21 protein-coding genes are annotated in these 24,837 nt (G+C 63.1%); 8 read left to right on the forward strand and 13 right to left on the reverse strand.

Annotation, left to right across the window (positions count from 1 at the left end):
• The first annotated feature begins 14 nt into the window (after positions 1–14).
• From BLW71_RS23645 to BLW71_RS23655, 3 genes are read left to right on the forward strand one after another with little or no spacing between them, the layout of a single operon-like run.
• Entirely contained in the window at positions 15–3,140 is a 3,126-nt protein-coding gene (locus tag BLW71_RS23645; protein WP_091802339.1) for an efflux RND transporter permease subunit, read from the forward strand.
• Positions 3,137–6,457 (forward strand): efflux RND transporter permease subunit, encoded by a 3,321-nt coding sequence (locus BLW71_RS23650; RefSeq protein WP_091802342.1) that lies wholly within the window; start codon positions 3,137–3,139, stop codon positions 6,455–6,457. Before BLW71_RS23645 ends, BLW71_RS23650 begins: the two co-directional genes overlap by 4 nt.
• Complete coding sequence (locus tag BLW71_RS23655) at positions 6,454–7,947, forward strand: efflux transporter outer membrane subunit (RefSeq protein ID WP_091802345.1); 1,494 nt, start codon at positions 6,454–6,456, stop codon at positions 7,945–7,947. The genes BLW71_RS23650 and BLW71_RS23655 overlap by 4 nt, the downstream gene beginning before the upstream one ends.
• Before the next feature lie 17 nt (positions 7,948–7,964).
• On the opposite strand, the gene BLW71_RS23660 is transcribed toward BLW71_RS23655, so the two are convergent.
• The 12 genes from BLW71_RS23660 to BLW71_RS23720 all read right to left on the reverse strand — a co-directional run bounded on the left by BLW71_RS23660 (position 7,965) and on the right by BLW71_RS23720 (position 20,075).
• Positions 7,965–8,372 carry a universal stress protein gene (locus tag BLW71_RS23660; RefSeq protein WP_408181913.1) on the reverse strand — a complete coding sequence of 136 codons (408 nt, stop codon included), beginning with the start codon at positions 8,370–8,372 and terminating at the stop codon, positions 7,965–7,967.
• Between the two features lie 125 nt (positions 8,373–8,497).
• Positions 8,498–8,842 (reverse strand): hypothetical protein, encoded by a 345-nt coding sequence (locus BLW71_RS23665; protein ID WP_091802350.1) that lies wholly within the window; start codon positions 8,840–8,842, stop codon positions 8,498–8,500.
• 6 nt (positions 8,843–8,848) lie between these two features.
• Entirely contained in the window at positions 8,849–9,064 is a 216-nt protein-coding gene (locus tag BLW71_RS23670) for a hypothetical protein (protein WP_091802353.1), read from the reverse strand.
• 221 nt (positions 9,065–9,285) lie between these two features.
• A complete protein-coding gene (locus BLW71_RS23675; protein ID WP_091802356.1) occupies positions 9,286–10,404 on the reverse strand; it encodes a DUF294 nucleotidyltransferase-like domain-containing protein in 1,119 nt (372 codons plus the stop codon).
• Between the two features lie 14 nt (positions 10,405–10,418).
• A complete protein-coding gene (locus tag BLW71_RS23680; RefSeq protein WP_286162079.1) occupies positions 10,419–12,554 on the reverse strand; it encodes a 3'-5' exonuclease in 2,136 nt (711 codons plus the stop codon).
• 8 nt (positions 12,555–12,562) lie between these two features.
• A complete protein-coding gene (locus BLW71_RS23685) occupies positions 12,563–12,949 on the reverse strand; it encodes a response regulator transcription factor (protein ID WP_091802362.1) in 387 nt (128 codons plus the stop codon).
• Complete coding sequence (locus BLW71_RS23690; RefSeq protein WP_091802365.1) at positions 12,946–15,717, reverse strand: sensor histidine kinase; 2,772 nt, start codon at positions 15,715–15,717, stop codon at positions 12,946–12,948. Before BLW71_RS23690 ends, BLW71_RS23685 begins: the two co-directional genes overlap by 4 nt.
• 1 nt (position 15,718) lies before the next feature.
• Positions 15,719–16,060, reverse strand: coding sequence for a hypothetical protein (locus BLW71_RS23695; protein WP_286162080.1), 342 nt, complete (start codon positions 16,058–16,060; stop codon positions 15,719–15,721).
• A gap of 67 nt (positions 16,061–16,127) precedes the next feature.
• Positions 16,128–17,792 carry a cation acetate symporter gene (locus BLW71_RS23700; RefSeq protein WP_177205110.1) on the reverse strand — a complete coding sequence of 555 codons (1,665 nt, stop codon included), beginning with the start codon at positions 17,790–17,792 and terminating at the stop codon, positions 16,128–16,130.
• Entirely contained in the window at positions 17,792–18,097 is a 306-nt protein-coding gene (locus BLW71_RS23705) for a DUF485 domain-containing protein (RefSeq protein ID WP_091802368.1), read from the reverse strand. Before BLW71_RS23705 ends, BLW71_RS23700 begins: the two co-directional genes overlap by 1 nt.
• A gap of 448 nt (positions 18,098–18,545) precedes the next feature.
• Positions 18,546–19,499 (reverse strand): Tim44 domain-containing protein, encoded by a 954-nt coding sequence (locus BLW71_RS23715; RefSeq protein WP_091802374.1) that lies wholly within the window; start codon positions 19,497–19,499, stop codon positions 18,546–18,548.
• Positions 19,500–19,580: 81 nt separating this feature from the next.
• Positions 19,581–20,075, reverse strand: a complete 495-nt coding sequence (locus BLW71_RS23720; protein ID WP_091802377.1) for a CBS domain-containing protein — start codon at positions 20,073–20,075, stop codon at positions 19,581–19,583.
• 147 nt (positions 20,076–20,222) lie between these two features.
• Between BLW71_RS23720 and nhaR the strand changes: the two genes are divergently transcribed.
• The 3 genes from nhaR to BLW71_RS23735 all read left to right on the forward strand — a co-directional run bounded on the left by nhaR (position 20,223) and on the right by BLW71_RS23735 (position 22,838).
• The gene (nhaR, locus tag BLW71_RS23725) at positions 20,223–21,116 is read left to right on the forward strand and encodes a transcriptional activator NhaR (RefSeq protein WP_091802380.1); all 894 of its coding nucleotides are present in this window, start codon (positions 20,223–20,225) and stop codon (positions 21,114–21,116) included.
• 257 nt (positions 21,117–21,373) lie between these two features.
• Positions 21,374–21,676 (forward strand): ArsR/SmtB family transcription factor, encoded by a 303-nt coding sequence (locus BLW71_RS23730; RefSeq protein WP_091802383.1) that lies wholly within the window; start codon positions 21,374–21,376, stop codon positions 21,674–21,676.
• Positions 21,677–21,776: 100 nt separating this feature from the next.
• Complete coding sequence (locus BLW71_RS23735; protein ID WP_091802386.1) at positions 21,777–22,838, forward strand: alkene reductase; 1,062 nt, start codon at positions 21,777–21,779, stop codon at positions 22,836–22,838.
• A gap of 191 nt (positions 22,839–23,029) precedes the next feature.
• Here the strand turns inward: BLW71_RS23735 and BLW71_RS23740 are convergent, their stop codons facing one another.
• Complete coding sequence (locus BLW71_RS23740) at positions 23,030–23,557, reverse strand: GNAT family N-acetyltransferase (protein WP_091802390.1); 528 nt, start codon at positions 23,555–23,557, stop codon at positions 23,030–23,032.
• Positions 23,558–23,775: 218 nt separating this feature from the next.
• Between BLW71_RS23740 and BLW71_RS23745 the strand changes: the two genes are divergently transcribed.
• Together BLW71_RS23745 and BLW71_RS23750 are read left to right on the forward strand one after the other, a co-directional pair.
• Positions 23,776–24,228, forward strand: coding sequence for a MarR family winged helix-turn-helix transcriptional regulator (locus tag BLW71_RS23745; RefSeq protein ID WP_091802393.1), 453 nt, complete (start codon positions 23,776–23,778; stop codon positions 24,226–24,228).
• Between the two features lie 15 nt (positions 24,229–24,243).
• The gene (locus BLW71_RS23750) at positions 24,244–24,807 is read left to right on the forward strand and encodes an isochorismatase family protein (protein WP_091802394.1); all 564 of its coding nucleotides are present in this window, start codon (positions 24,244–24,246) and stop codon (positions 24,805–24,807) included.
• Positions 24,808–24,837: the final 30 nt, after the last annotated feature.

A 24,837-nucleotide genomic window follows, 5' to 3' on the forward strand; every position in this document is an offset into this window, starting at 1 on the left:
CCGCCGACCCGCCGATGAACTTCTCCCGCCTGTTCATCCTCCGGCCCGTGGCGACGTCGCTGCTGATGGTCGCGCTCGTGCTCGTCGGCCTGGTCGCGGTGCGCTTCCTGCCGGTTTCCTCGCTGCCCGACGTCGACTATCCGACCATCCAGGTCCAGACCTTCTACCCGGGCGCCAGCCCGAACGTGATGGCGACCACTGTCACGGCGCCGCTCGAAGTGCAGCTCGGCGAGATTCCGGGCTTGCAGCAGATGGTCTCGTACAGTTCGGAAGGCGCGTCGGTAATCACGCTGCAATTCGATCTCTCGCTGAGTCTCGACATTGCCGAACAGAACGTGCAGCAGGCCATCAACGCCGCCAACAGTTTTTTGCCGACCGGGCTGCCCGCGCCGCCCACCTACGCGAAGGTCAACCCGGCCGATCAGCCGATCCTCACGCTCGCGGTCACGTCGAAGTCCATGTCGCTGACGCAGTTGCAGGACACCGCCAACAATCGTCTTGCCACGAAGATCTCCGAAGTCTCCGGCGTCGGTCTCGTCACGACCGCCGGCGGCAACGTGCCGGCCGTGCGCGTCGAAGCGGACCCGCAGAAGCTCGCCGCCTACGGCCTGAATCTCGACGATCTGCGCACCTTGCTCGCCAACGTCAATGTGAGCCAGCCAAAAGGGAATTTCGACGGACCGGAACTCGACTACACGATCAACGCGAACGATCAGATCGTCGACCCGCAAGACTACCTGGCCACCGTGATCGCCTATCAGAACGGCGCGCCGGTGTATCTGCGCGATGTTGCGCGCGTGAGCCAGGCCGCGCAGGACGTCGAGCGTGGAGCGTGGTACAACCGCACGCCGGCCATCGTGCTGAACGTGCAGCGCCAGCCGGGCGCGAACGTGATCGCTACGGTGAACCAGATCATGAAGCAGTTGCCGGCGCTCGAATCGACGCTGCCCGCCGGCCTGCAAGTCACGGTGGTGGCGAACACCACGGGCGTGATCCGCTCGTCGGTCTCGGACGCCGCGTTCGAACTGGTGCTCGCCGTGGTGCTGGTCGTGCTGGTGATTTTCGTGTTCCTGCGCAACGTGCCCGCCACGATCATTCCGAGCATCTCCGTGCCGGTGTCGCTGATCGGCACGCTCGCCGTGATGTACCAGCTCAACTATTCGATCGACAACCTCTCGCTGATGGCGCTGATCATCGCGACCGGTTTCGTCGTCGACGATTCGATCGTGATGATCGAGAACATCGTGCGCTATCTGGAGGAAGGCAAGACGCCGCTCGAAGCCGCGCTCGAAGGCGCCGGACAGATCGGCTTCACGATTCTCTCGCTGACGGTCTCGCTGATCGCGGTGCTGATCCCGCTGCTGTTCATGGGCGGCGTGATCGGCCGGCTGTTCAGCGAATTCGCGATCACACTGGCGGTGACGATCGTGATTTCGGCGGTGGTCTCGCTGACCGTCGTGCCGATGCTATGCGCGCGCCTCCTGCGCGCGCAGGCGCAGCGCCACCCAAGCCGCTTCGAGCGGTTCAGCGAAGGCCTATTCGACAAGACGCTCGCGGCGTACGAACGCGGCCTGCGCTGGGTGCTCGATCACCAGACGCTCACGCTGGTGGTCGCACTCGTCACCGTCGCGCTCACTGCGATCCTGTACATCGTGATTCCGAAGGGCCTGTTCCCGGTGCAGGACGTGGGCGTGATCCAGGGCATCAGCGTGGCCGACAACTCGGTGTCGTACACGTCGATGGTCCGGCGTCAGAGCGCTCTCGCCGATGCGATCCTGAAGGACCCCGACGTGGTGTCGCTCACCTCCTATGTCGGCATCGACGGGACCAATCCGACGCTCAACAACGGCCGCTTCCTGATCAATCTGCGCCCGCGCGACGACCGCTCCGCGAGCGCCGCGGAAATCGGCCGCCGGATCCAGCAGGAAGTCGCCGAGGTGCCCGGCATTCGGCTGTATCTGCAACCGGAACAGGACCTGACGCTCGACACCTCGATCTCGCGCAACCAGTACAACTTCGTGCTGCGCGGGCCGAACCAGCAGGCCTTCAATCAGTACGTGCCCGCGCTGATCGCGCGCATGAAGCAGATTCCCGCGATCACGGACGTCACGAGCGACCTGAACACCAACGGTCTGAGCGTGAACGTCGAAGTGAACCGGCAACTCGCCGCGCGCTATGGCATCACCGCGGCCACGATCGACAACGCACTGTACGACGCGCTCGGCCAGCGCATCGTCTCGACCATCTTTCAGCAGTCCAACCAATATCGCGTGATTCTCGTGGCGAAGCCCGAAACGCTGCCCACCGTGCAGTCGATCGGCAACCTGTATCTGCCGAGCCAGACGAGCAGCAGCGGCCAGGTGCCGCTGTCGGGCATCGCGAAGATCAGCATCACGCAATCGCCGCTGATGATCAGCCATCTCGCCCAGTTCCCGGCGGTGACGATCTCGTTCAACCTCGCGCAGGACGCGTCGCTGAGCGCCGCGGTCGCGCAGATCCGCGACGCCGAGCGCGCGGTGAACCTGCCGCCGTCGATCACGTCGTCTTTTCAGGGCGCGGCGCAGGCATTCGAAGATTCCCTCACGAGCGAGGTGTATCTGCTGATCGCCGCGCTCGTCGCCGTGTATATCGTGCTCGGCGTGCTGTACGAAAGCTATATCCACCCGGTGACGATTCTCTCGACGCTGCCGTCGGCCGGCATCGGCGCCCTGCTCGCGTTGATGATCGCGGGCAACGATCTCGACGTGATCGGCATCATCGGGATCGTGCTGCTGATCGGCATCGTCAAGAAGAACGCGATCATGATGGTGGACTTCGCGCTCGAAGCGGAGCGCGTGCATGGCAAGCCGGCGCATGAAGCGATTTTCGAAGCGTCGCTGCTGCGCTTCCGGCCGATCCTGATGACCACGCTCGCGGCCATGCTCGGCGCGCTGCCCATGCTGCTCGGCACCGGCACCGGCTCCGAACTGCGCCGGCCGCTCGGCCTCGCGATCATCGGTGGGCTCATGCTCAGCCAGGTGCTGACGCTGTTCACGACGCCGGTGATCTATCTGTTCTTCGACCGCCTCGCGCAGCGCGTGAACAGCCGGCGCCGCGCGGCCAGCGAAGGCGCGGCCGCGCCGCCGGAGAATACGCAGTGAACCTCTCGGCGCTCTTCATCCGGCGCCCGGTGGCGACCGCGCTGCTGGCGGTCGCGATCCTGATATCCGGCGCGCTCGCCTATTTCCGCCTGCCGGTCGCGCCGCTGCCGAACATTGCGTTCCCGGTGATCGCACTGCAGGCGAACATGGCGGGCGCGAGTCCCGAGATCATGGCCGCCACGGTCGCCGAGCCGCTGGAGCGGCGCCTTGCCACCATCGCCGACGTGAACCAGCTCACCTCGATCAGTTACGTGGGCTCGTCGATGATCATCGTCGTGTTCGGTCTGAACCGCGATATCAACGGCGCGGCGCGCGACGTGCAGGCCGCCATTCAGGCCGCGCGCGCCGACCTGCCCACCACGCTGCGCAGCAATCCCACGTACCGCCAGTACAATCCGGCCGGCGCACCGATCATGGTGCTCGCACTGACTTCGGACACGCTCACCAAAGCCCAGCTCTATGACTCCGCCGATTCGGTGATCCAGCAGCAGCTATCGCAGGTGGATGGCGTCGGGCAGATCACGCTCGGTGGCGGCGCATTGCCCTCGGTGCGCGTCGAACTGGAACCCGGCAAGCTGAACAGCTACGGCATCGGCCTGGAAGACGTGCGCGCCGCGATCGGCGCGGCCAACGCGAATAGCGCGAAAGGCCATATCGACCAGGGCGAGCAGCGCTATGTGGTCACGTCGAACGACCAGATCAGCAAGGCCGCGCCCTATCGCGACGTGGTGATCGCGTATCGCGACGGCGCGCCCGTCCTGCTGCGCGACGTCGCTCAGGTGCGCGATTCGAATGAGAACATCCGCAACGCCGGGCTCTACAACGGCAAGTCGGCCGTGCTCGTGATCGTCTATCCGACGCCGGGCAGCAACGTGGTGCAGACGGTCCAGCAGATCCAGTCGCGCCTGCCGATCATCGAAGCCGCGTTGCCGAGCGCGATCCACGTGAACGTCGCCATCGACCGCTCGGAGTCGGTGCGGGCCTCGGTGGCCGACACCGAGCGCACGCTGTTCATCGCCGTGCTGCTGGTAGTGGGCGTGGTCTTCGTGTTCCTGCTGTCGCCGCGCGCCACGCTGATTCCGGCGGTCGCGCTGCCGCTGTCGATCGTCGGCTCGTTCGGACCGATGTATCTGCTCGGCTATAGCATCGACAACCTCTCGCTAATGGCGTTGACGATCGGCACCGGCTTCGTGGTCGACGACGCCGTGGTGGTGCTGGAGAACATCGTGCGTCACCTCGAAGCCGGGCTCGATCCAAAGGAAGCCGCGCTGCGCGGCAGCGCCGAGGTCGGCTTCACGGTGATCTCGATGAGCCTCTCGCTGATCGCGGTGTTTCTGCCGATCCTGTTGATGCCCGGCATTGTCGGGCTGCTGTTTCATGAGTTCGCCGTCACGCTCTCGATTGCGATCCTGCTCTCGCTGCTGATTTCGCTGACCATCACGCCGGTCATGTGCGCCTACCTGCTCAGCCGCGACCGCACGATGCATGTAGAGGCGCGCTGGGCGCGCTGGGCCGAGGCGCAGTTCGAGCGCTTCAAGAACGCCTACGCCCGCTCGCTCGCGGCGGCGCTCGATCATGCGCTCGCGGTCGTCCTGCTGTTGATCGGCCTGCTCGTGCTCAACGTGTTCCTGGTCCGGCTGCTATCCGGGACGTTCTTTCCGGAACAGGACACCGGCATCCTGATCGGCCAGATCATTGCCGATCAGAGCGTGTCGTTCAACGCCATGGAAAAGAAGCTCGCGCAATTGCAGGCGATCGTGAAGCAGGACCCTGCGGTGGCATCGGTGGCGGGCTTCACCGGCGGGCGCGCGCTGAACACGGCCAACGTCTTCATCGAACTCAAGCCGCTCGCGCAACGCCATCTGTCGGCGACGGAAGTGGTCAACCGGCTGCGCCCCAGGCTCAATGCCGTGTCGGGCGCGCGGCTTTTCCTGCAGGCGCAGCAGGATCTGCAGATCGGCGGGCGCCAGGCCGCGGCCGAATATCAGTACACCCTGACCAGCGACGATGCGAACGCGCTCTTCACGTGGGTGCCTAAACTCGTCACCGAACTCGGCAAATATCGCGGGAAACTGGAAGACGTGAACTCGGACCTCCAGCAGAACGGCTTGCAGACCTACGTGAACTTCAGCCGCGCGAGCGCCGCGCGTTACGGCTTCCAGCCGAATCAGATCGACAACGTGTTGTACGACGCCTTCGGCCAGCGCACCGTGTCCACCATCTACAACGCGCTGAACCAGTACTTCGTGGTGATGGAGGTCGCGCCGGCCTACTGGCAGTATCCGCAGGCGCTCAACCAGATCTTCCTCAGCACGGCCGCCGGCAACGCGAACGGCACGCAGCAAACGCAGATGTCCCGCGCCACCGTCAAAGCCATGCAGCAGTCGACGGCCGTCAGCAGCGCGTCAAGCGCCAGTGCCAATACCAACTCGCAGAACGCCGACGCCGAAGCGAACCAGCAGACCAACAGCATCTCTAACAGCAAGGGCGGCAATTCCAGCGGCAGCGCCGACAGCACCGCGGCCGAAACCATGGTCCCGCTCGCCGCCATGATGACCTTCTCGAACAGCCACACCGCCACCCAGGTGAATCACCAGAGCGGCCTCGTGGCCGGCACCATCTCGTTCAATCTGCCGGCTGGCGGATCCTTGAGCGAAGCCGGCCAGCTCATTGCGCAGGCCGAGCGCGACATCGGCATGCCCGCGTCGGTGCACGGCGCGTTCGCGGGCGCCGCGCAGGCCTACGCGCAGTCCATGGGCGCCGTCCCGCTGCTGATTCTCGCCGCACTGGTGGTGGTCTACCTCGTGCTCGGAGTACTGTACGAGAATACGGTTCACCCGCTCACGATCCTGTCGACGCTGCCGTCGGCCGGCATCGGTGCGACACTCGCGCTGCTGATTTTCGGCACGCCGTTTTCGGTGATCGCGATGATCGGCATCATCCTTCTGATCGGCATCGTCAAGAAAAACGGCATCATGATGGTCGACGTCGCGATCCAGCTGCAACGCCATGAAGGCATGAATGCGCGCGATGCGATTCACCAGGCCGCCGTAGTGCGGCTGCGCCCGATCATGATGACGACCGCGGCCGCCGTGCTGGGCGCGGTGCCGCTTGCGATCGGCATCGGCCAAGGTGCGTCGTTGCGCCAGCCGCTCGGGGTGACGGTCATGGGCGGCCTGCTCGTGAGCCAGGTGTTCACGTTGTACACGACGCCGGTGATCTACCTGTACCTCGACCGGCTACGCGCGCGACTCGCGAAATGGTCGGCGCGCCTGCCATGGAATCGCCGCGGAGAAGCACCAGATACGAGCGCATGATGAAGACGATCTCCCCCACCAGACTCGCCGGCGCATTACTGGCGTTATCGACCGTGTTGACGGGCGGCTGCATGGTCGGCCCGGATTACCATCGGCCGCCCGTCGCGACGCCCGCCGCGTGGAAAGAACTGCCCGGCTGGACCGAGGCGCAGCCTGCCGCCGAACGCCCGAAGGGAGACTGGTGGACCGCCTTCAACGACCCGCTCATCAACGAACTCGAACCGCTCGTGTCGGTGTCGAACCAGACCGTGCGCCAGAGCTATGCGAACTACCAGCAGGCGCTGGCCGAAGTGCGGCTCGCGCGCAGCGCCCTGTTCCCCACCATCGGCATTACCGGATCCGCGACCCGCGAACGTTCTTCGACGGGCAATCTGAGCAGCAGTCTGCTGGGCCGAGCGGGCGCGAGCAGCTTCCAGCGCATCAACAACGCCGGCTCGCTCGAAGCCAACGCGAGTTGGGCGCCCGACCTATGGGGCCTCGTGCGCCGCAATATCGAGGAAAGCGCCGCGACCGCGCAGGCAAGCCAGGCAACGCTCGCCAACGCGACACTTTCCGAACAGATCGCGCTCGCCAACGCGGTGATCGATCTGCGCGTGACGGATGTCAATATCGACTTGCTCAAGCACACCGTCGAGGCGTTCGAGCAATCGTTGCGCGTGGTCGCGGAGCAGGACAGGGCCGGCACCGTGCCGCCCTCCGATCTGGTGAGCGCGCAAACGCAACTGGAGTCGGCCCAATCGAGTCTGATTGCGCTGGGTGTCGCGCGCGCTCAATACGTTCATGCGATCGCCGTGCTGGTCGGCAGGAATCCGGAAGAACTGGACGTGCCCACGAACACCACGCTGCCGACGCTGCCGTCCATTCCGGTCAGCGTGCCATCCACGCTCCTGGAGCGCCGGCCCGACATTGCCGCCGCCGAGCGGCAAATGGCGGCACAGAACGCCGCGATCGGGGTGGCCGTCGCCGCCTATTACCCGACGATTTCGCTATCCGCGCTGGATGGTTTCACGCAGTCGCCGTTGAACGGCCTGCTGCATATCGCCAACTATGTCTGGTCGTTGGGCGGCCAGGCGAGCGAGACGCTGTTCGACGGTGGGCAACGCAGCGCGCAGGTCGACGCGGCCAAAGCGTCTTACGACGCGGCGCTGGCCAATTATCGCGGCACGGTGTTGACGGCGTTCCAGGGCGTGGAGAACGACCTCGCCGGCTTGCGTATCCTCGCGCAGCAAGCCGAGGTGCTGGAGCGCGCGGTACGCGACGCGACGCGCGGCACCGAGATCGCGCGCAATGAATACCAGGCGGGCACGGTGGACTTTACAACCGTCGCGACCGCGCAGGCCACGCAGTTGAACCTTCAGCAGACCGCATTGAACGTGCAGCAAACACGGCTGCTCGACGCGGCGTCGTTGATCGGCGATCTGGGCGGCGGATGGTCCGACAGTGAGCTTGCCGACCCTCGGAAACCGGGACAACAGCAGGTGTCGCACTAGGCCGGTTTTGTTGCCATTCAATGAACCATCGTGACCGGCGTGACCGTGCGCCTCGACAGCGACGCGAGCACGGCCAGCCTGCGAAAGAAGCCCATATGGCTCGCGTCGATCACCATCACGTCGGGCCGGGTCGTGGCCGCGTAATCCGCAACCGCTTTCGTGCGGTGGCCGAAGACGCGTTTCCAGCGGTAGGGCACACCGGCTTCTTCGAGAATCGTGCGGGCGTCGATCAACGCTTTCAGCATGACCTGCTTCTCGTGACGCAACAGGGAGCTACGCGAGTGGAAGGCTGCCGCCCGCCCCTCCCCGACCGGTTCGAGGACTTCCAGCAGCTCGACCTCCGTGACGCCACGCTCGAGGAACATGAACGCGGCGTAGCGCGCAGCCTCGACGGCGCCGCTATGGTCGAGGACGGGAATCAGCATTCGTATCATCGAGAAATCCTGGGGGTCGATCAGTGTGTAACTCGAGCTTAGCCAACGCCGCATTAACGCCGCGTAAAAAGTATCAGCCTTTTTACGCGGCCCGCCGAGATACGGCCAGTCCGCCGTTATGCCTGGATCGCCGCCGGATTGAGTTCGACATGCAGGATCACGAGCCAGCGTTTCGGGCAGTCCGCGGCGATCTGCAGATCCTGCTTGCCGTCGGCGCCCTTCTTCACGAAACCCTTTTCCCGCGCGAAACCGAAAGCACGTCGCGCGTCGGACTGTAGCCACAGCGTCACCAGCCCGCAGGTCAGACAGCTGAAAATCCACATGGAGTCGGACGGCAGCGCGGCGTCGAGTTGCTGGGTGGCGTACGTGAAAAGCGTCGTGAGAACCTGGTTGGTGACGAAAACGATGGCGATGAGCTTGCACAGCCCCCTGAACATCATGGCCTGTCTTGACGGTGTCATGGCTTGTCAGACGCCGAGCACGCGGCGCGCTTCGAGTTCGGCCAATTCCAGCGCTTGCGCGGAACTGGGCATCGGCCGTCCGCAGCCGCGCCCGGTGATCTGCTGTATTTGTTTGTCGTGCCGGATGGTCGTTACGCGCAAGGCGCCTTTGAACATGTGACCCGGAGCGGGAAACACGCAAGCCTCGACAGTCACGCCGCCCTTGGTTTGTTTGAATGCCATATGAACCCCTGCCAATTTCGCGGTTTTTCCACGTCGAAAAACCAGTCACTCACTATACGGAGGACCTCGTAAAGAGCGCGAAACGATTGCAGCAGACCGCATAAAAATCCCGTGAAAGTCAACGCACGCCGACCAGCCGGTATTCCACGCCCGACTCGGTGATGATGTGCTCGGGACGCGCCGGATTGCGTTCTATCTGCGCGTCAATTCGCTGGGTTTGCTCAAAGCCCTCGACCCGTGTCGAGGTAGTCCAACGCGAGGCGCTTTTGTAGGGCACGCGCCTGGCGAAGCGTGTCGAGCAGAGCGTGCCGTGTCAGCGGGCCCAGTTCGTCTGGATTGACGTGATTGTGCATAGGCAAGCCACGCTCATAACAGCGCTGCTGATTTTCCAGCCGAAGCTTCTGGATGAAATAAAACGCCTGTATCCACGAATCCACATCGCGCTGATCCAGGCGTTGCGCCTCTCCAGCCCGTCGAAAGCGATCCGCCGTATTGCTCGTGCGAGCGCCAAGGGCGAGGCCGTAGATCCGGGCCGCGTCGACGAACAGCGTCGCGGCGTGCAGTTTAAGATCGAGCGTGCCGGCGAATTCGCCCCCCTTCTCGACCACGAAATCACGCACCACGCCGAGCGGCGCCTTGCGCCGCAATGCGTTCTCCGTCATCTGGTAAAGAAAGCGCGGATTGTCTGGCGCGATCTCTTCGAGCCAGTCGGCGAGCGCCTCGGCCAGATCGAAGGCGCCATAGAGGGGGCGCAGGTCGAAGAAAATGCTCGCGTTGAGGAGCGCCTGCGGGTCGCCCTCGCTGATCCATGTCGCGAAGCGCTCCCGCCATTCGTGCAGGTCGAGACACCACTGCGGATTGCTCGCCATGATCTGCCCGGTGCACAAGGGAAAGCCGCAGGCATCGAGCGCTTCATTGATGCGCAGCGCAAGCGGCAACAGTTGTTTGCGCAGGGCCGTGGCGCCACCGCTGCCAGCGAAAATGATGCCGTTGTCCTGGTCGCTCGACAGCGTCTGTTCCTGACGCCCTTCGCTGCCCAGCGCGATCCAGCACCAGCGCGCTTCCTGCATGCGTGTCCCGGCGCAGGTCAACTCGATTGCGCGGCGCGTGATCTGGTCGTTCAGCGTGGAGAAAAGTCCGGTGAGCGGTGCCGGAGCCGCCTCGCCCACCGCGCAATGCACGAGCCTGCGCACCGTCGCAGCGGCCAGTTGCAAAGACGCGGCATCGTTCGCGTCGGCTATGCTGCGATGAGCGTGTCGCAGGTCGTGCGCGAGCGCGCGACCCGCGACGGTTTGCGGGTCGAAAACAGCATCGGGCCCGGAGGTGGCGGAATCATCCATCGGGTGTGCACTCCTCAGTAGCGGATTCGCGCGTAAAGGGTCTGCTGCGCGGCATCGCGGGCATCTTTTAGCGTGACTATGCCTTTCTCCGCCAGCAAGGGGATCATCCGCAGGAACACCTCGCCGGTGACGATGGCGTCGCCGAGCGCGGTGTGCCGGCCGATCACCGGCACGCCGAGGCGCGCGGCGATCGCCTCGAGCGAGTGCCCAGGCTGATGAGGGTGGATCACCTGCGACAGGAGCAGCGTATCGAGGACCGGCTGCCTGAACGCCACGCCGGTCGTAGCTTCGAGCATTTGCAGAAATCGCATGTCGAACGCGGCGTTGTGCGCGACGAGCACGGTGTCCGCCGCAAAATCGTGGAACTGCGGCAGCACTGCTTCGACCCGCGGCTGTCCATTGAGCATTGCGTGAGTCAGGCCGTGAATACTGGTCGATTCGGCGCTCAGCGAGCCTCTCGGCTCGATCAGCCGGTCGAACGTTTCCTGCTGGAGCAATCGTCCATTGACGATTCGCAAGGCGCCGATAGAGATGATTTCGTCGCCCGCGGCGGGATCGAGCCCGGTGGTCTCGGTGTCGAACACCGTATAGCTGAGTTGCGAGAGCAGGCACTGATCGATCTCGGCGCTCTGTCCCGGCTGATGAAAAAGATCGAAATCGTAGAATTCGGGCCGGCCTGTCGGCGGCGGTGCAATATCGAGCGCACTCCGGGGCTCGGCGGCGTGCAGCATCACGCGGTAGCGCGCCCTGCCCTCGGCCGGCTCGCAACGATATACCGATTCGCCGCCGTGGCGCGCGATCACCGAATTCAGCGTAAGCGCCAGGCCCCCAGCACTGACCGGAAGCGGTGCGTGCTCCCACGCCCTTAACGTGTCCGCGGCCAACGGCGCGCCGCTCCAGACGAGATCCAGATGCGCCAGCCGATCGGCGCGCTGCAAATCGAAGCGCAGTTCGGTCACGCCCGCGTCAGCCGCGAGCCGCCGCGATAGATAGGCGAGCGCCTGCGTCAATGCGTAACTGTCGACCCTGAGCCACAAGGTGGCGTCAATGGTGTCGCCGGCCGTGACGCGCAGTGATGCGCTCCCGATGCGCCGCAGCAGTAAAGCGATCAGGTCGGTGCCACGCATGTCTTCGAGTTCCCGACGGCTGTCCGTAGCGTTGCTGCCCTGTTGCACCGCGCGCTCGATCTGAGCGGCGAGGCGCATCGATTCGTCGCCGATGATGGCGGTAAACTGAGTCCGCTTCGCGCCGCTCATGTCCGGAAAGGTCTGGATGGTCTCGACCGCCGCGCGGATATTCGCGAGCGTTGCCCGCGTGTCTTGCGTCAGCGACTGCACCAGTGCGTCGCGCCGGTTATCCGCCTCGACGTGGCGCGTAATGTCTTCCAGCGTGAGCACGAAGCCATTGAGTGCGCGGGCGCTATCGAACACGGGCGCCATGTGCGCGCGCACGATTTGCCCGTCCGCGAGCGTGGCAACGAAGGCGCATACGGGTGGCGCCATGTCGTCGCGTGGGTCCTGCAACTGGTGCTGGATTTGTTCCAGCGCGTGCAGGACGAGACCGCTCTCGATCACGCCGAAAACCGAGCGCCCAAGCCCGATGGCCGAGACGCCCTGATGGCCGGTTCGCAGCAACTGCCTCGCGCGAGTGTTGAAAAGCAGGATACGCCCGTCGATATTGCACACCAGTACGCTCAGCGCGAGTTCCGCCATGAGCGCAGCGAGCCGGTTCTTTTCTTCGGCGAGCGCACGGTTCGCGAGTTCGATTTTTTCCTGTACGTCGTTGTGCAGCGTTTGATGTGCGGCGGCAAGCGCGTTCAGCTTCTCGACCAGAACGCGCACGTCGCGCGCGCCCCGCACCGTGATGCGGTGCCCAGGGTTGGCCGCGAGCAGCACGGCGTCTTCAGCCAGTCGCGCGACCGGTGTGATATAGGCGTCGAACAGCGCTTTCAGGCCGAAGCCCAGTGCGAACAGCAGCAGCGTTGAGAGGGCGATCCAGACCGCGGCCCGTTGCAGCAGCATCTCGCGCAACCATGCGCGCTGCGCGTTGGGGACGTCGAGCGCGAGAGACGCAAGAATCGCGGCGCCAATAAGCACCTGCACTGCGAACAGCAGTGCCAGTGCAATGCCAAACCGACGTCTGGCGATCATCGTGACGATCATTCGTCGCTTCGGTCATGTCGCGCGAGCAGCGAGCGCACCTGCTCGACCAGTTCCCTCGTGGAGAACGGCTTGGTGATGTACGCGTCGGCACCGAGCGCGAGGCCCTTGCTCACCTCAAGGTCGCGGCTCTTCGCCGACAACATCACCACCTTCGTTCGATTCCATGCGCTGTTTTCGCGAATCGTCTGACAGACCTCGAAGCCGTTGCGCAACGGCAGCATGACATCGAGCAGCACGAGGTCGGGTTGGAACGCGGCCATCTGCTCAAGGGCTTGCGCGCCGTCCCGCGCAATCGCCACATCGTAGCCACACTCGGTCATCAGGAATTCCAGCGAGATGACGATGTTCGGTTCGTCGTCGACGATGAGGACTTTATAGGTCATGACGTTGTCTCCTTCGCGCTCGCGAGAGGTAGCGTGAACACGAACACGGCGCCCTCTCCTTCTCCCGGCTCTCCCGGCGCACTTTCCAGCCTCAGCGTACCACCGAAATGGCGGACGATTTCCCGGCTGATCGGCAGTCCGAGGCCGGTGCCCTGCGGCTTGCCGCTGATCGTGTCGCCTCCCTGCCGGAACTTCTCGAAGATGAGTTCCCTATCCTGCGCACGCACGCCGGGACCGTTGTCGCGCACCTCGACGCGTAGCGCTGCACCCACCCGGACGAGCCGCACCGCGACGCGCCCGCCGGCACGGTCGCAGAACTTCGCCGCATTCGACAGCAGATTGAGCATCACCTGCATCAGACGGTCATGATCGCCCAATACCTGCGGCACCGCGGCCGGCAGGTCCAGTTCGAGCTCGATGCGTTGTTCGGCGAACATCTGGCGGGTAGCGTTCACCGCGTCTTCGATGACCTGCTTCAGGTCGAGCGGCTCGGCATGCCATTGCGCGCTGCCCGATTCCATCTTGGCGAGGTCGAGCACATTGTTGATGAGCCGGGTGAGCCGCTCGCTCTCCTTGATCACGATATCGAGGTATTCGCCGCGCTTCGCGGCCGGCAGATCGGGATGCTCGCGCAGGATTTCCGAGAACGCGCGGATCGACGTGAGCGGTGTGCGCAATTCGTGGGTGACCGTCGAAATGAAATCGTCCTTCATACGGTCGAGCTCGCTGAGCCGCGCGTTGGCTGCCTTGAGTTCCGCCGATGCACTCTCCAGCTCGCGCGACTTCTGCTCGAGCTGGTGGCTGTAGGCGACTACCTGAGAGGTTTCATCCAGTATCGCCATCACTTCGTTCAACCCGAGCGGCTCCTCGTCGACGACCGTCGCTATCATCGCCCGCGCCGACGCCGCGCCGATCGCCCCGGCAAGTTGCCTCTCCGCGAAGCGCACGAGGTCGGCGTCCGCGGTGGGCGAGTTCGTGCCACCACGTTCGTAGTGGAAGCGCGCGTATGCGTCGTCGGCAGCAGCTGAACCGAGGAATCGCCGCAACAGCTCAAGCACCGCTTCGGTCGAGGCGCTGCCGCGCCAGATGTCCGGGCGGAGCACGTCGCCGGTGTGCGCATAGGCGTCGACGAACAAGGCAGCCTGGGTCTTTTCCAACACGCTCTGCCCGCTTGCGAGCGACACGCCGACAAAGCCCGCGACGTTCGCCAGCATGCTCCAGAAAAGCGCATGCGAGACTTCGTCCAGTCCCTGCAGACCGAACAGTTGCCGCGGCCTGAGCCACTCGATGCCGAGCGGTCCGTGCGCGAGAAAGCCACGCGGCAACCAGCCGGATTCGGCAAACGAAGGTAGCAAGAGCGTGTAGGCCCATAGCAGGAATCCCGCGCTCAAGCCGGTCAGCGCGCCGGGCCGGGTGCCGTTTTTCCAGTAGATCGCCCCGAGCATCGCAGGCGCGAACTGCGCTACCGCCGCAAACGAAATCAAGCCGATCGAGACCAGCGCGTACGCTTCGCCGGCAAGCCGGAAATAGGCATAGCCAAGCATCATCAGCAGCACGATCGCGGCGCGCCTGATCGTGAGCAGCAGTCCGGGGAAGTTCGCGCGCCGCTCGGATTGCAGTGATTGCAGGCGTAACAGCACAGGCATCACAATGTCATTGCAGACCATCGTGCTGAGCGCGATGCTTTCGACGATCACCATGCCGGTCGCAGCCGACAACCCGCCGATGAACACGAAAAGCGTGAGCGCCAGTTGATGCGCACGCATGGGCAGCGCCAGCACGAACATGTCCGGGTCCACGGCACCGCCGGGAAAATGCATCGTTCCGCCGAACGCAATCGGCAACACGAAGACGTTGATCGCGAGGAGATACAGCGGCAGCACCCAGACGGCTTTCGCGACGTGGTTTTCGTCCATGTTCTCCACTACGGCAATCTGGAACTGGCGGGGCAGCAGCATGATCGACAGCATCGACAACACGATCAGTGACGCCCAACTGCCAAACGCCGCACCGCCTGCGCCTGCCTCTCCGCCATGCAGCGTCAGCAAGGCGTTCAATGCGGGGACCGCCTGCGCACGCGCAAACAGATCTCCAAAGCCATCGTAGATTCCGAACGTGACGAACGCCCCTACGGCTAGAAACGCGACGAGCTTCACGAGAGACTCGAAGGCGATCGCGGCGACCATGCCTTCGTGGCGTTCGGAAGCATCGAGGTGGCGCGTTCCGAACACAATGGTGAACGTCGCCAGAAGGAGCGCGATGTATAGGCTTGGATCCGACCACCAGGGCCCTGCTTCGGCACGCCCGCTGGCAATGCCGGTGGCATGCGTCAGGACGGCGACGCTGGCGGATACGGCCTTCAGTTGCAGCGCGATGTAAGGCACGAGTCCGACCACCGCGACCAGCGTGACGAGCCCGCCGAGCAGCGCGCTCTTGCCGTAGCGCGAAGCCATGAAATCCGCAATCGACGTGATGTGATTGTTCTTGCTGATGCGGATCATCTTGCGCAACACGGTCCACCACAGCGCCGCCACCAGGGTGGGGCCGAGATAAATCGGCATGAAGCCGACGCCGCTTCTGGCCGCGCGACCAACGCTGCCATAGTACGTCCAGGAACTCGCGTAGACCGCGAGAGACAGCGCGTAGACGTAGGGGCTGTTGATGATGCTCGTGCCCGCATCCGCGCGCCGGTCGCCATAAAACGCGATTGCAAACAGCACACCCAGATAGACGAGCGACGCCAGTGCAATGACCCAGCCGTCCAGCATCTCAGTCCTTCGATGCCGGTTCGGATCCGACGGCCCGCGTGGATGTTTTACGCGAAGCCCCCTGTTCGACGATGACGGCAAGCAAAACGATGAAAAGCGCCCACGCGGCGAACAGATATCCGTACAGGAGCGGAAGGCCCAACCAGGTTCGCGTGTCGTTGAACAACGCCAGCAAAGGATAGTTGAACACCAGCCAGCCCAGCACGAACAAAGCGATCAGGCGCTGGCCGGCAAGGGTGCGATGCGACATGGGCATCTCCCGCAAAAGGATTTGCGAACCATCTTTCAGCAGCGGCGATATTGCGGGTACCTGAACAATAGCGTCACGACGGCTGCGCGCCATGAACGCCCGGTTGCGTTACGAGAAGCTCCGGATGGTTTCGAGGCTTCTCGTGCCGCGTCCGCCCAGGTCAATGGCCGGATGCGCCCGACGCACCGATACCGGTTTCCGAACGGACTTTCTGGGCCGGATACCCCGCACGGTCGATGCGTGCGCGCTCGCTCCTGTCCAGAATCGAGAACAGCCAGATCCCCACAAAACCCGCGGTCATGGAAAACAGAGCGGGCGACGTGTAGGGGAAAATCGCATCCTTGTGACCGAGCACATCCACCCACACCGACTTGGAGACGAGCGTCAGCCCAACCGCTGTCACCAGCCCGAGAAAGCCACCGATGGTAGCACCGCGTGTCGTGCAATCCTTCCACAACACCGACATGAACAGCACCGGAAACGTTGCCGATGCCGCGATCGCAAAGGCCAGCGAGACCATGAAGGCGATGTTCTGCTTCTCGAACGCAATGCCAAGGATCACCGCCACGATGCCCAGCGCTACCGTCGTGATCCGCGAAACAGCGAGTTCCTTTTCGCTGGCGGCCTTGCCCTTCTTGAACACCGTCGCGTAGAGATCGTGCGATACCGCCGAAGCGCCGGATAGCGTCAGTCCGGCGACAACGGCGAGGATCGTTGCGAAGGCCACGGCGGAGATGAAGCCGAGGAACACGTTGCCGCCCACTGCGTTCGCAAGATGGATGGCTGCCATGTTGTTGCCGCCCAGCAGCCCGCCGAGCGCATCCTTGTACACCGGATTGGTGCTGACGAGAACGATGGCGCCGAAGCCGATGATGAATGTCAGCAGGTAGAAGTAGGCGATCCATGTGGTTGCCCAGAACACGGACTTGCGCGCCTCCTTGGCGCTCGGCACGGTGAAGAAGCGCATCAGAATATGCGGCAGGCCTGCTGTGCCGAACATCAGCGCCATGCCGAAGGAGATCGCTGAAATCGGATCCTTGATAAAGGCGCCCGGACCCATGATTGCGTCCTTCTTCGCATGAACCTCCACCGCCTTGGCGAACAGCGCTTCCGGATTGAAGTGAAACTGCGCCAGCACCATGAACGCCATGAAGCTCGCGCCCGCCAGCAGCAAGCCCGCTTTGATGATCTGAACCCATGTGGTCGCCGTCATGCCACCGAACAGAACATAGACCATCATCAAACTGCCGACGATCACGACCGCGACCCAGTATTCCAGACCGAACAGCAGCTTGATCAACTGGCCTGCGCCGACCATCTGCGCGATCAGGTAAAACGCCACCACAACCAGCGTACCGGATGCCGCGAACACGCGGATTGGCGTCTGTTGGAAACGATATGCGGCAACGTCGGCGAAAGTGAAGCGGCCAAGATTACGCAGGCGCTCCGCCATCAGAAAGGTAATGACCGGCCATCCGACCAGAAAGCCGATCGAATAGATCAGTCCGTCGTAGCCATTCAAATAGACCGCCGCCGAAATGCCGAGAAACGACGCAGCGGACATATAGTCACCGGCGATGGCAAGCCCGTTCTGGAAGCCCGTAATTCCGCCACCCGCCGTGTAGAACTCTGCAGCCGATTTTGTCTTGCTCGCGGCCCACTTCGTGATGAACAGCGTGAACACAACAAAAACAGCGAACATCGATATCGCTGTCCAGTTGGTCGGCTGCTTCTGCAACTGGCCGAGGTCACCCCCTGCAGCCCAGACCGTGCCGGCCACGGCACACAGCGTCAATGCGCACAAACCACGTTGGAATTTAGTCATCACAGCACCTCACTGCGAATTTGAGCGGTGAGGTCATCGAATTCCCGGTTGGCGCGCCGAACGTAGATGCCCGTAATGGCCACAGTAAAAACGATCACGAACAGCCCGATCGGGATGCCCCAGGTCATCACGCCCGAGCCAATCCTGGCGGAAAGCAGATTCTTGCCAAATGCAACCAGCAGGATGTAGCCGTAGTAGACGACCATCATCATGGCCGCCAGGAGCCAACCGTACGATGAACGCGTTGCCACCAGTTGTCGGTACTTGGGATTCGACTCTATCCTTTGAACAAGATCTTCTTCCATTTTTCGTGTCTCCGGTTTTAGGCGTAAACGAGGTAATTTCCGGCAACCTCGAATGTCGTGCAGGGTTTTTACCGGCGTGGTCTAGCGAATGCAGCATCGATCATCATCCACCTCCGGGTATCCGACAGTCAGATCGCCGAGCGCGCCGCATCGCGGCAGCGGATAACTGACCTCAGGCTATTTCACCCAGACGCCAGCCAATTGACGCAGGTCAACGCCTGCGTGTTCACCTGGCTTCATTCCGAAAATGAGTCTGTGGCTCGCACAGTTCGCCTGTCGGCAGCGCTCCAGACATTCATTGTCCAGACATCACGCAACCAGGGCTTCGATGTGGGCTTCTTTGACAGTGTCCGGCCGCGTGAGTATCGGCTGACAAGAATGAGGCGTAGATAGGGAATAACCGGCAGCAAGCCGCTGCCGGTTTCAACCGCGTTCCAACTGTGTTCCTTTAGCGGTCCATCTGCTGGATGCCCGCCAGTCGCCATGCCTGGTCGCCCTGTGTGCTCCTGACGATGTTCCAGATCTCCTGGAACGGCTGGGCGGTCTGTGCGTCGTCTTCCCGCATCTGACCGTAAAAGCGGACGCTGACGAGCGTTTCATTAACGGTGTCTTCCGTGCCCAGCACTTCGGCTTCGAGTTGCGTCACGTCCGTACGGCTCGGCTCGTGACCCCGTGCCTCCAGGTCCTGTTTGAGCCGCATGAACATCTCCGGCGTGGTCAGTTCGAACAGATCGCCTTGCTCATTGCGGTCCCACGCGCCCTGAAGACGCATGAACATAGCCTTCGCCGTTACCAGCAATGCAGCCTGGTCCGCGAGCGCGGGCTCCCGTGCGTTCACGCTACCCGCCGCGCCAGTCGATCCCATCGCGGCTCGTTGCCAGTCGCGCAAGTTCGTGTCAGGCCGCGATTGTCCAACCTGATTCAGAAACGGTGAGTTGTTCGATTGCTGCCGGTTCCCTGAATAAGCCAGATTCGGTCGACGCCGATTGGCGATAAAGCGGAACAGCATCACGCCGGCAAGCACCACCAGGCCGATCAACAAAGCATTCGAGAGCATTTGCGCCAGCCCTTCAGCCAGACCAAACGATGAGAGCAACGCCGCAATGCCCAGGCCGGCGGCGAGACCAGCGAGCGGGCCCATCCAGCGGCCGGCACCGGTGGCCGCTGGTGTCTGCCCTGCCTGCTGCGCGGGTTGCGCCTGCTGGCTGCGTTGCCCCTGGCCGGACGGCGACGCCGCCTGCGACTGTCGCCCAATGCTTTGGCTGCCGCCGACGCGCTTCGCCTCGGCGTCGTTCGAGGCCACGGCTCCAAGAGCAAGAAGTCCGGCCAGACCGAGCGCCGCTGTTCCGCGCGTCACCGCGCCGGCAGCACTTCGAAGACGATTGATGATCTGCGTGTACATATGAAGCCTCTTTCGGTAAGTCAGGGAACTGCCCGCATGGCGCGCCACTCGGGCAGCGCAAAAACATTACGAACAGTAATATTATTGACTGGTCAAACTCGCAGCCCGTCGCGCCTGCAATCCACTTTGGGCAGCCTGAAGGCTGTTGCCGTGGATATAGTGCTCGAGCTGCTGGATGGTCTGTTCCTGCTCGACAATCAGGTTCTGGATGAGGTCACCGATCGACACCATGCCGATCACCTGCGCTGCGGCAATGACAGGCAGATAGCGGATCCGGTCCGCCGTCATGAGCGCCATGCATTCTTCGGTTGTCTGGTCCGGACTGACGTAGCGCACAGTCGTCGACATGATGTCGCGCACAGGTGTATGCCGCGACGAGCGGTCCATCAGAACGATTTTTCTTGCGTAGTCACGCTCTGTCACGATGCCGGCGATACGACCGTGGTGTGCGACGATCAGCGCGCCCACCTTCCGGTGAGCCATCACCGCTATTGCGTCGTAAACCGAAGCGGATGCCTGAGTCGACCACACTGTCTGTGACGCTTTTGAGCGAAGGAGCTGCGCAACCGATGCCATATGTCACCTCTGTGAGTTGTCGTTAGCCGCCCGCTGGCGCCTAAGTACGAGGCCTCAATGTAACTGAACATGATTGAGCGAAAAATGCGTATTTTTAATGCGAATACTTCGAATAAACCGTAATGTCATGAATTTGGCGGAGGACGCGTGAACTTCAAGCATCTGCATTACTTCTGGGTCGCGGCGCACGCGGGTGGCATCGTCCGCGCCGGGGAGCAGTTGCACATCTCGCCGCAAACGCTCAGCGGGCAGATCAAGCTGCTCGAAGAAGCGCTGGATAAGAAGCTGTTCAGGAAAAACGGGCGAACGATCGAACTGACCGACGCGGGCCGTCTTGCGCTCGACTACGCGGACGAAATATTCTCGTTGGGCTCGGAACTCGAGAGCGCCGTGCGGCGCGAGAGCGAATCCGGCGCGCAAACACGGTTTCGCGTCGGCATCGCGGATTCGGTACCCAAGGCGATCGCCTACCGGCTGCTGGAACCGGCGCTGAGCGCCTCCACGTCGCTGCGTATGATCTGTCACGAAGGCAAACTGCACGCGCTGCTTGCCCAACTGGCCGTACACCGTCTCGATCTGATCATCGCGGACGCCCCCATTCCCGCCGACGTCAACATCAAGGCGTTCAATCACCCGCTCGGCCGCTCGACGCTCAGCTGTTTTGGCGCAGAGGCGCTGATTCAAAGCGGCAGCAAGCGCTTTCCGCTGTCGCTCAGTCAGTTGCCGGTGTTGCTGCCGGGCACGGAATCCGCAGTGCGCCGCAAGCTGGATCACTGGCTCGCTTCGCATGCCATTTCGCCGCGCATCGTCGGCGAGTTCGACGACGGAGCGATGACCATGGCGTTCGGTCGTGAAGGCCGCGGCCTGCTTTTCGCACCCACCGTGCTGGAGCGTCAGCTACAGGCGGAGCACAATCTGAAGATGGTCGGGCAGATCAACTCGATCGTCGAAGAATTCTTTGCAATTTCGATCGAGCGCCGAATCAGCCATCCGGCTGTCGCGATGATCATGGACGCCGCGCGCAGTGACTTGTTTATGTAGGGAGGCCCGCACGGATAAAGCGCAGGCATCCTGATCAAATAGCGTTCTCGCATATAGCCGCGACGGTCCAACGCTGTCACGCCGTGAAGCGCTGCTGGAGTGCGGCACGTATGGGCGCACCTATCACCCCATAGCCTGTAGTGTCTTCATGCATATCGTAAAAACACGATATATAATTCGTCACGTAACGATGCAGGCGTTTGCGCACTAGCCGGCGCCGCGCCTGCCTGTTGTTGAAGACCATGAAACCCACCCCAATGACGCTCGATATCGACGCGATTCACAAAGCGCTTGCCAACCCGGTTCGCCGGGAGATTCTCGGCTGGCTGCGCGAGCCGTACGCGCATTTCGCCGACCAGGAACTGCCGCTCGATCACGGCGTATGCGCCGGCAAGATCGACGCGGCCTGCGGCCTGTCGCAGTCCACCGTGTCGGCGCACCTCGCGGCTTTGCAACGCGCGGGGCTCGTCACGTCGAAGCGAGTCGGTCAATGGGTGTTTTTCAAACGCAACGAGCCGGTCATCCAGGCGTTCCTCGAGCACATGAACACGAGGCTCTAGGCGCCGGATCCGCATCGCCGCACTCCTTTCCGCACTTCTTTCATCACGCAGTATTTTTGTCACGCTCGGGCCACATGCCCGCCGTCAAAGGTGAACTCATATGCCGACTCTTTTCGATCCGCTGCAAATTGGCGATATCACGCTGTCGAACCGCATCATCATGGCGCCGCTCACGCGCCAACGCGCCGAAGAAATCCGCGTGCCGAACGCGCTGATGGCGAAGTACTATGCCGAGCGCGCAACGGCCGGCCTGATCATCAGCGAAGCGACTTCCGTCACACCGCAAGGCGTGGGCTATGCCGACACGCCGGGCATCTGGTCGCAGGAGCAGGTTGAAGGCTGGAAGCTCGTCACGAGCGCCGTGCATGCCGCCGGCGGCAAGATCTTTCTGCAACTGTGGCACGTGGGCCGCATTTCCGACCCGCTGTTCCTGAACGGCGAACTGCCGGTCGCGCCGAGCGCGATCGCCGCCCAGGGCAACGTGAGCCTGGTGCGTCCGGAGCGTGCCTATGTGACGCCGCGCGCACTGGAACTCGATGAAATCGCCGGCGTGGTCGAAGCATTCCGCAAAGGCGCGGAGAACGCCAAGGCAGCCGGCTTCGACGGCGTCGAAGTGCACGGCGCGAACGGCTATCTGCTTGACCAGTTCCTGCAGGACAGCACCAACAAGCGTACCGACGCTTACGGCGGCCCGGTCGAAAACCGCGCCCGCCTGCTGCTCGAAGTCACCGACGCCTGCATCGGCGTGTGGGGTGCGAATCGTGTCGGCGTGCACCTCGCGCCGCGCCGCGACGCGCACACCATGGGCGATTCGGATCCGGCCGGCACCTTCGGTTATGTGGCCCGCGAACTCGGCAAGCGCAAGATCGCGTTCATTGCCGCACGTGAAGCGCTCGGCGACGACCGTCTCGGCCCGCAACTGAAGAAAGCATTCGGCGGCCCCTATATCGCGAACGAAAAGTTCACCAAGGAAACCGCGCAACAGGTGCTCGACGCCGGCGAGGCAGACGCGGTGGCGTGGGGTCAGCTGTTCATTGCGAATCCGGATCTGGTGCGCCGCTTCGCCACGAATGCGCCGCTGAACAAGCCGAATCCGGCGACGTACTACGCACGCGGCGAAACCGGCTACGTGGATTACCCGGCGCTGGAAACCGTGGAATAAGCGTCAGAAAAACAAGCTGAAAAAGGCGAAGCTATAGGCTGAGTCGGCGGAGGTCGGACGGCTGGTTCAAAGCGTCCAATGTAAGGCAGTATGTTGAAAAAAAGGCGCGGCAGGTGCGACAGGAATGAGCTGTTCCGGTCACATCCGCCGCGCTCTTTTTATGCGCGAACATAGCGCGGCCATACGACTCGTCAGGCAAGATCACGCAGCATGAAAACGCGCTTCGATTCATCGAGTCCTCGCGCAATGTGCGCATCGCGCCGTTCGATCAGCGCCGCGTCGAGTTCGGCTTCTTCGATATCGCGAAACCCGACCCGGCGATAGTACGGCGCATTCCACGGCACTTCGCGAAACGTCGACAGGATGAGTTGCGGGAGTCGTTGCGCACGCGCGAGTTGCGCGACCTGCTCGATCAGCGCCGCGCCGATACGCTGCCCGGCGTGCGAGGTGAGCACGTCGAGTTCCTGCACGTAGATGCGCGTGGGTTGCGGCTCGAACATCACGAAACCCACGCACGTTGCGTCGGCACCGACGGCGACGATGATCTCCCGTGCCGCTATCTTGCGGGCGACGAGTTCGAGATCCATAGGCGGCGCATCCGCGATCCCCGCCATATCGACGCTGAAAAAGCGCTGCCCCGCTTCGAATTCAATGGTGCGGATCGCGTTCGCGTCGTGCTGCCCGGCGAACCGGAAAGTGATGGCAGGAGCGTGTTGCATGAGACGTCACTCAGGTTGGTGAGGGTGGTCGTTCTGGACAACTTGCCCCGATATTGACATCGCCGCCGGGCAGTGGGCAAGTGAGCGCCCCTTCATGACACCGAACACCCGATCACCCGGCGCGCATCGGCTAACAGCCAAGCAGATCGACTAGCTCAACTTGACGCCAGACAGATACGAAGGTAACCTTCACAGGTAGCCTTCATATCTATCGCAGCATGACCCAGCAAGATCCACTAATCGATTCCGAAGCCGTGCACAGCATGGCGGAAAACTTACGCGTGCTGGCCGGCAAACTGCGCCGCCGCTTGCGCGAAGAGTCGCACGTGGGCGATTTCACCCCTTCGCAGGTGCAGGTTCTCGGCTTGCTGGAGCGCGAAGGTCCGGCAACGGTCACCGCGCTGGCGCGTGCTCATGGCATGCGTCCGCAGTCCATGGGCGAGACGCTGTCGGTGCTTAAAGCAGCCGGGCTGGTCAGCGGCGCGCCTGATCCGAACGACGGCCGGCAAACGGTTCTCTCCCTCACACCCGCGTTCCGCAAGAAGATCAAGGCCAGCCGCGCGGCGCGCGAAGACTGGCTGTTTCGCACCATCCAGACACGCTTCTCGGCGGCCGAGCAACAACAACTCGCTGTCGGCGTCGAGTTGCTCAAACGCCTCATCGACTCGTAACTCCAGGAGCCCTTCATGCCAATCACCACGCTGGATGCAAAGACCGCACTGATCGTCATCGATTTGCAGCGCGGCATCGTCGCGCTACCCACCGCGCACCCCACCGGCGCAGTCGTCGAACGCGCGGCCGCCCTTGCGCAGGCATTTCGCCGCCACGGCCTGCCCGTGGTGCTCGTCAACGTGGCCGGCGGCGCGCCGGGCCGCGCGGAACAGGCGCGCAACACGGGCGAGTTCCCCGCGGATTTCGCCGAACTGGTGCCCGAACTGAACGCGCAGCCGTCGGATCATCGGGTCACCAAGCGCACCTGGGGCGCGTTCACGAACACCGATCTCGAAGCGTACCTGCGCGAGCAAGGCGTCACGCAGGTGGTACTCGTGGGCGTGGCGACCAGCATCGGCGTCGAATCCACCGCGCGCTACGCACACGAAATTGGCCTGAACGTCACGCTCGTCGTCGACGCCATGACCGACCTCCATGCGGACGCTCATGCCAACAGCATCACGCGCATCTTCCCGCGCGTCGGCGAAACCGGCACGACGCAAGACGTGCTCGATCTGCTCGAACAATCGCACGCATGAACTTGAGTTCGAACCCGCGCCGTAGCGTGA

The organism is Burkholderia sp. WP9 (genome assembly GCF_900104795.1).
Taxonomy (GTDB): Bacteria; Pseudomonadota; Gammaproteobacteria; order Burkholderiales; family Burkholderiaceae; genus Paraburkholderia.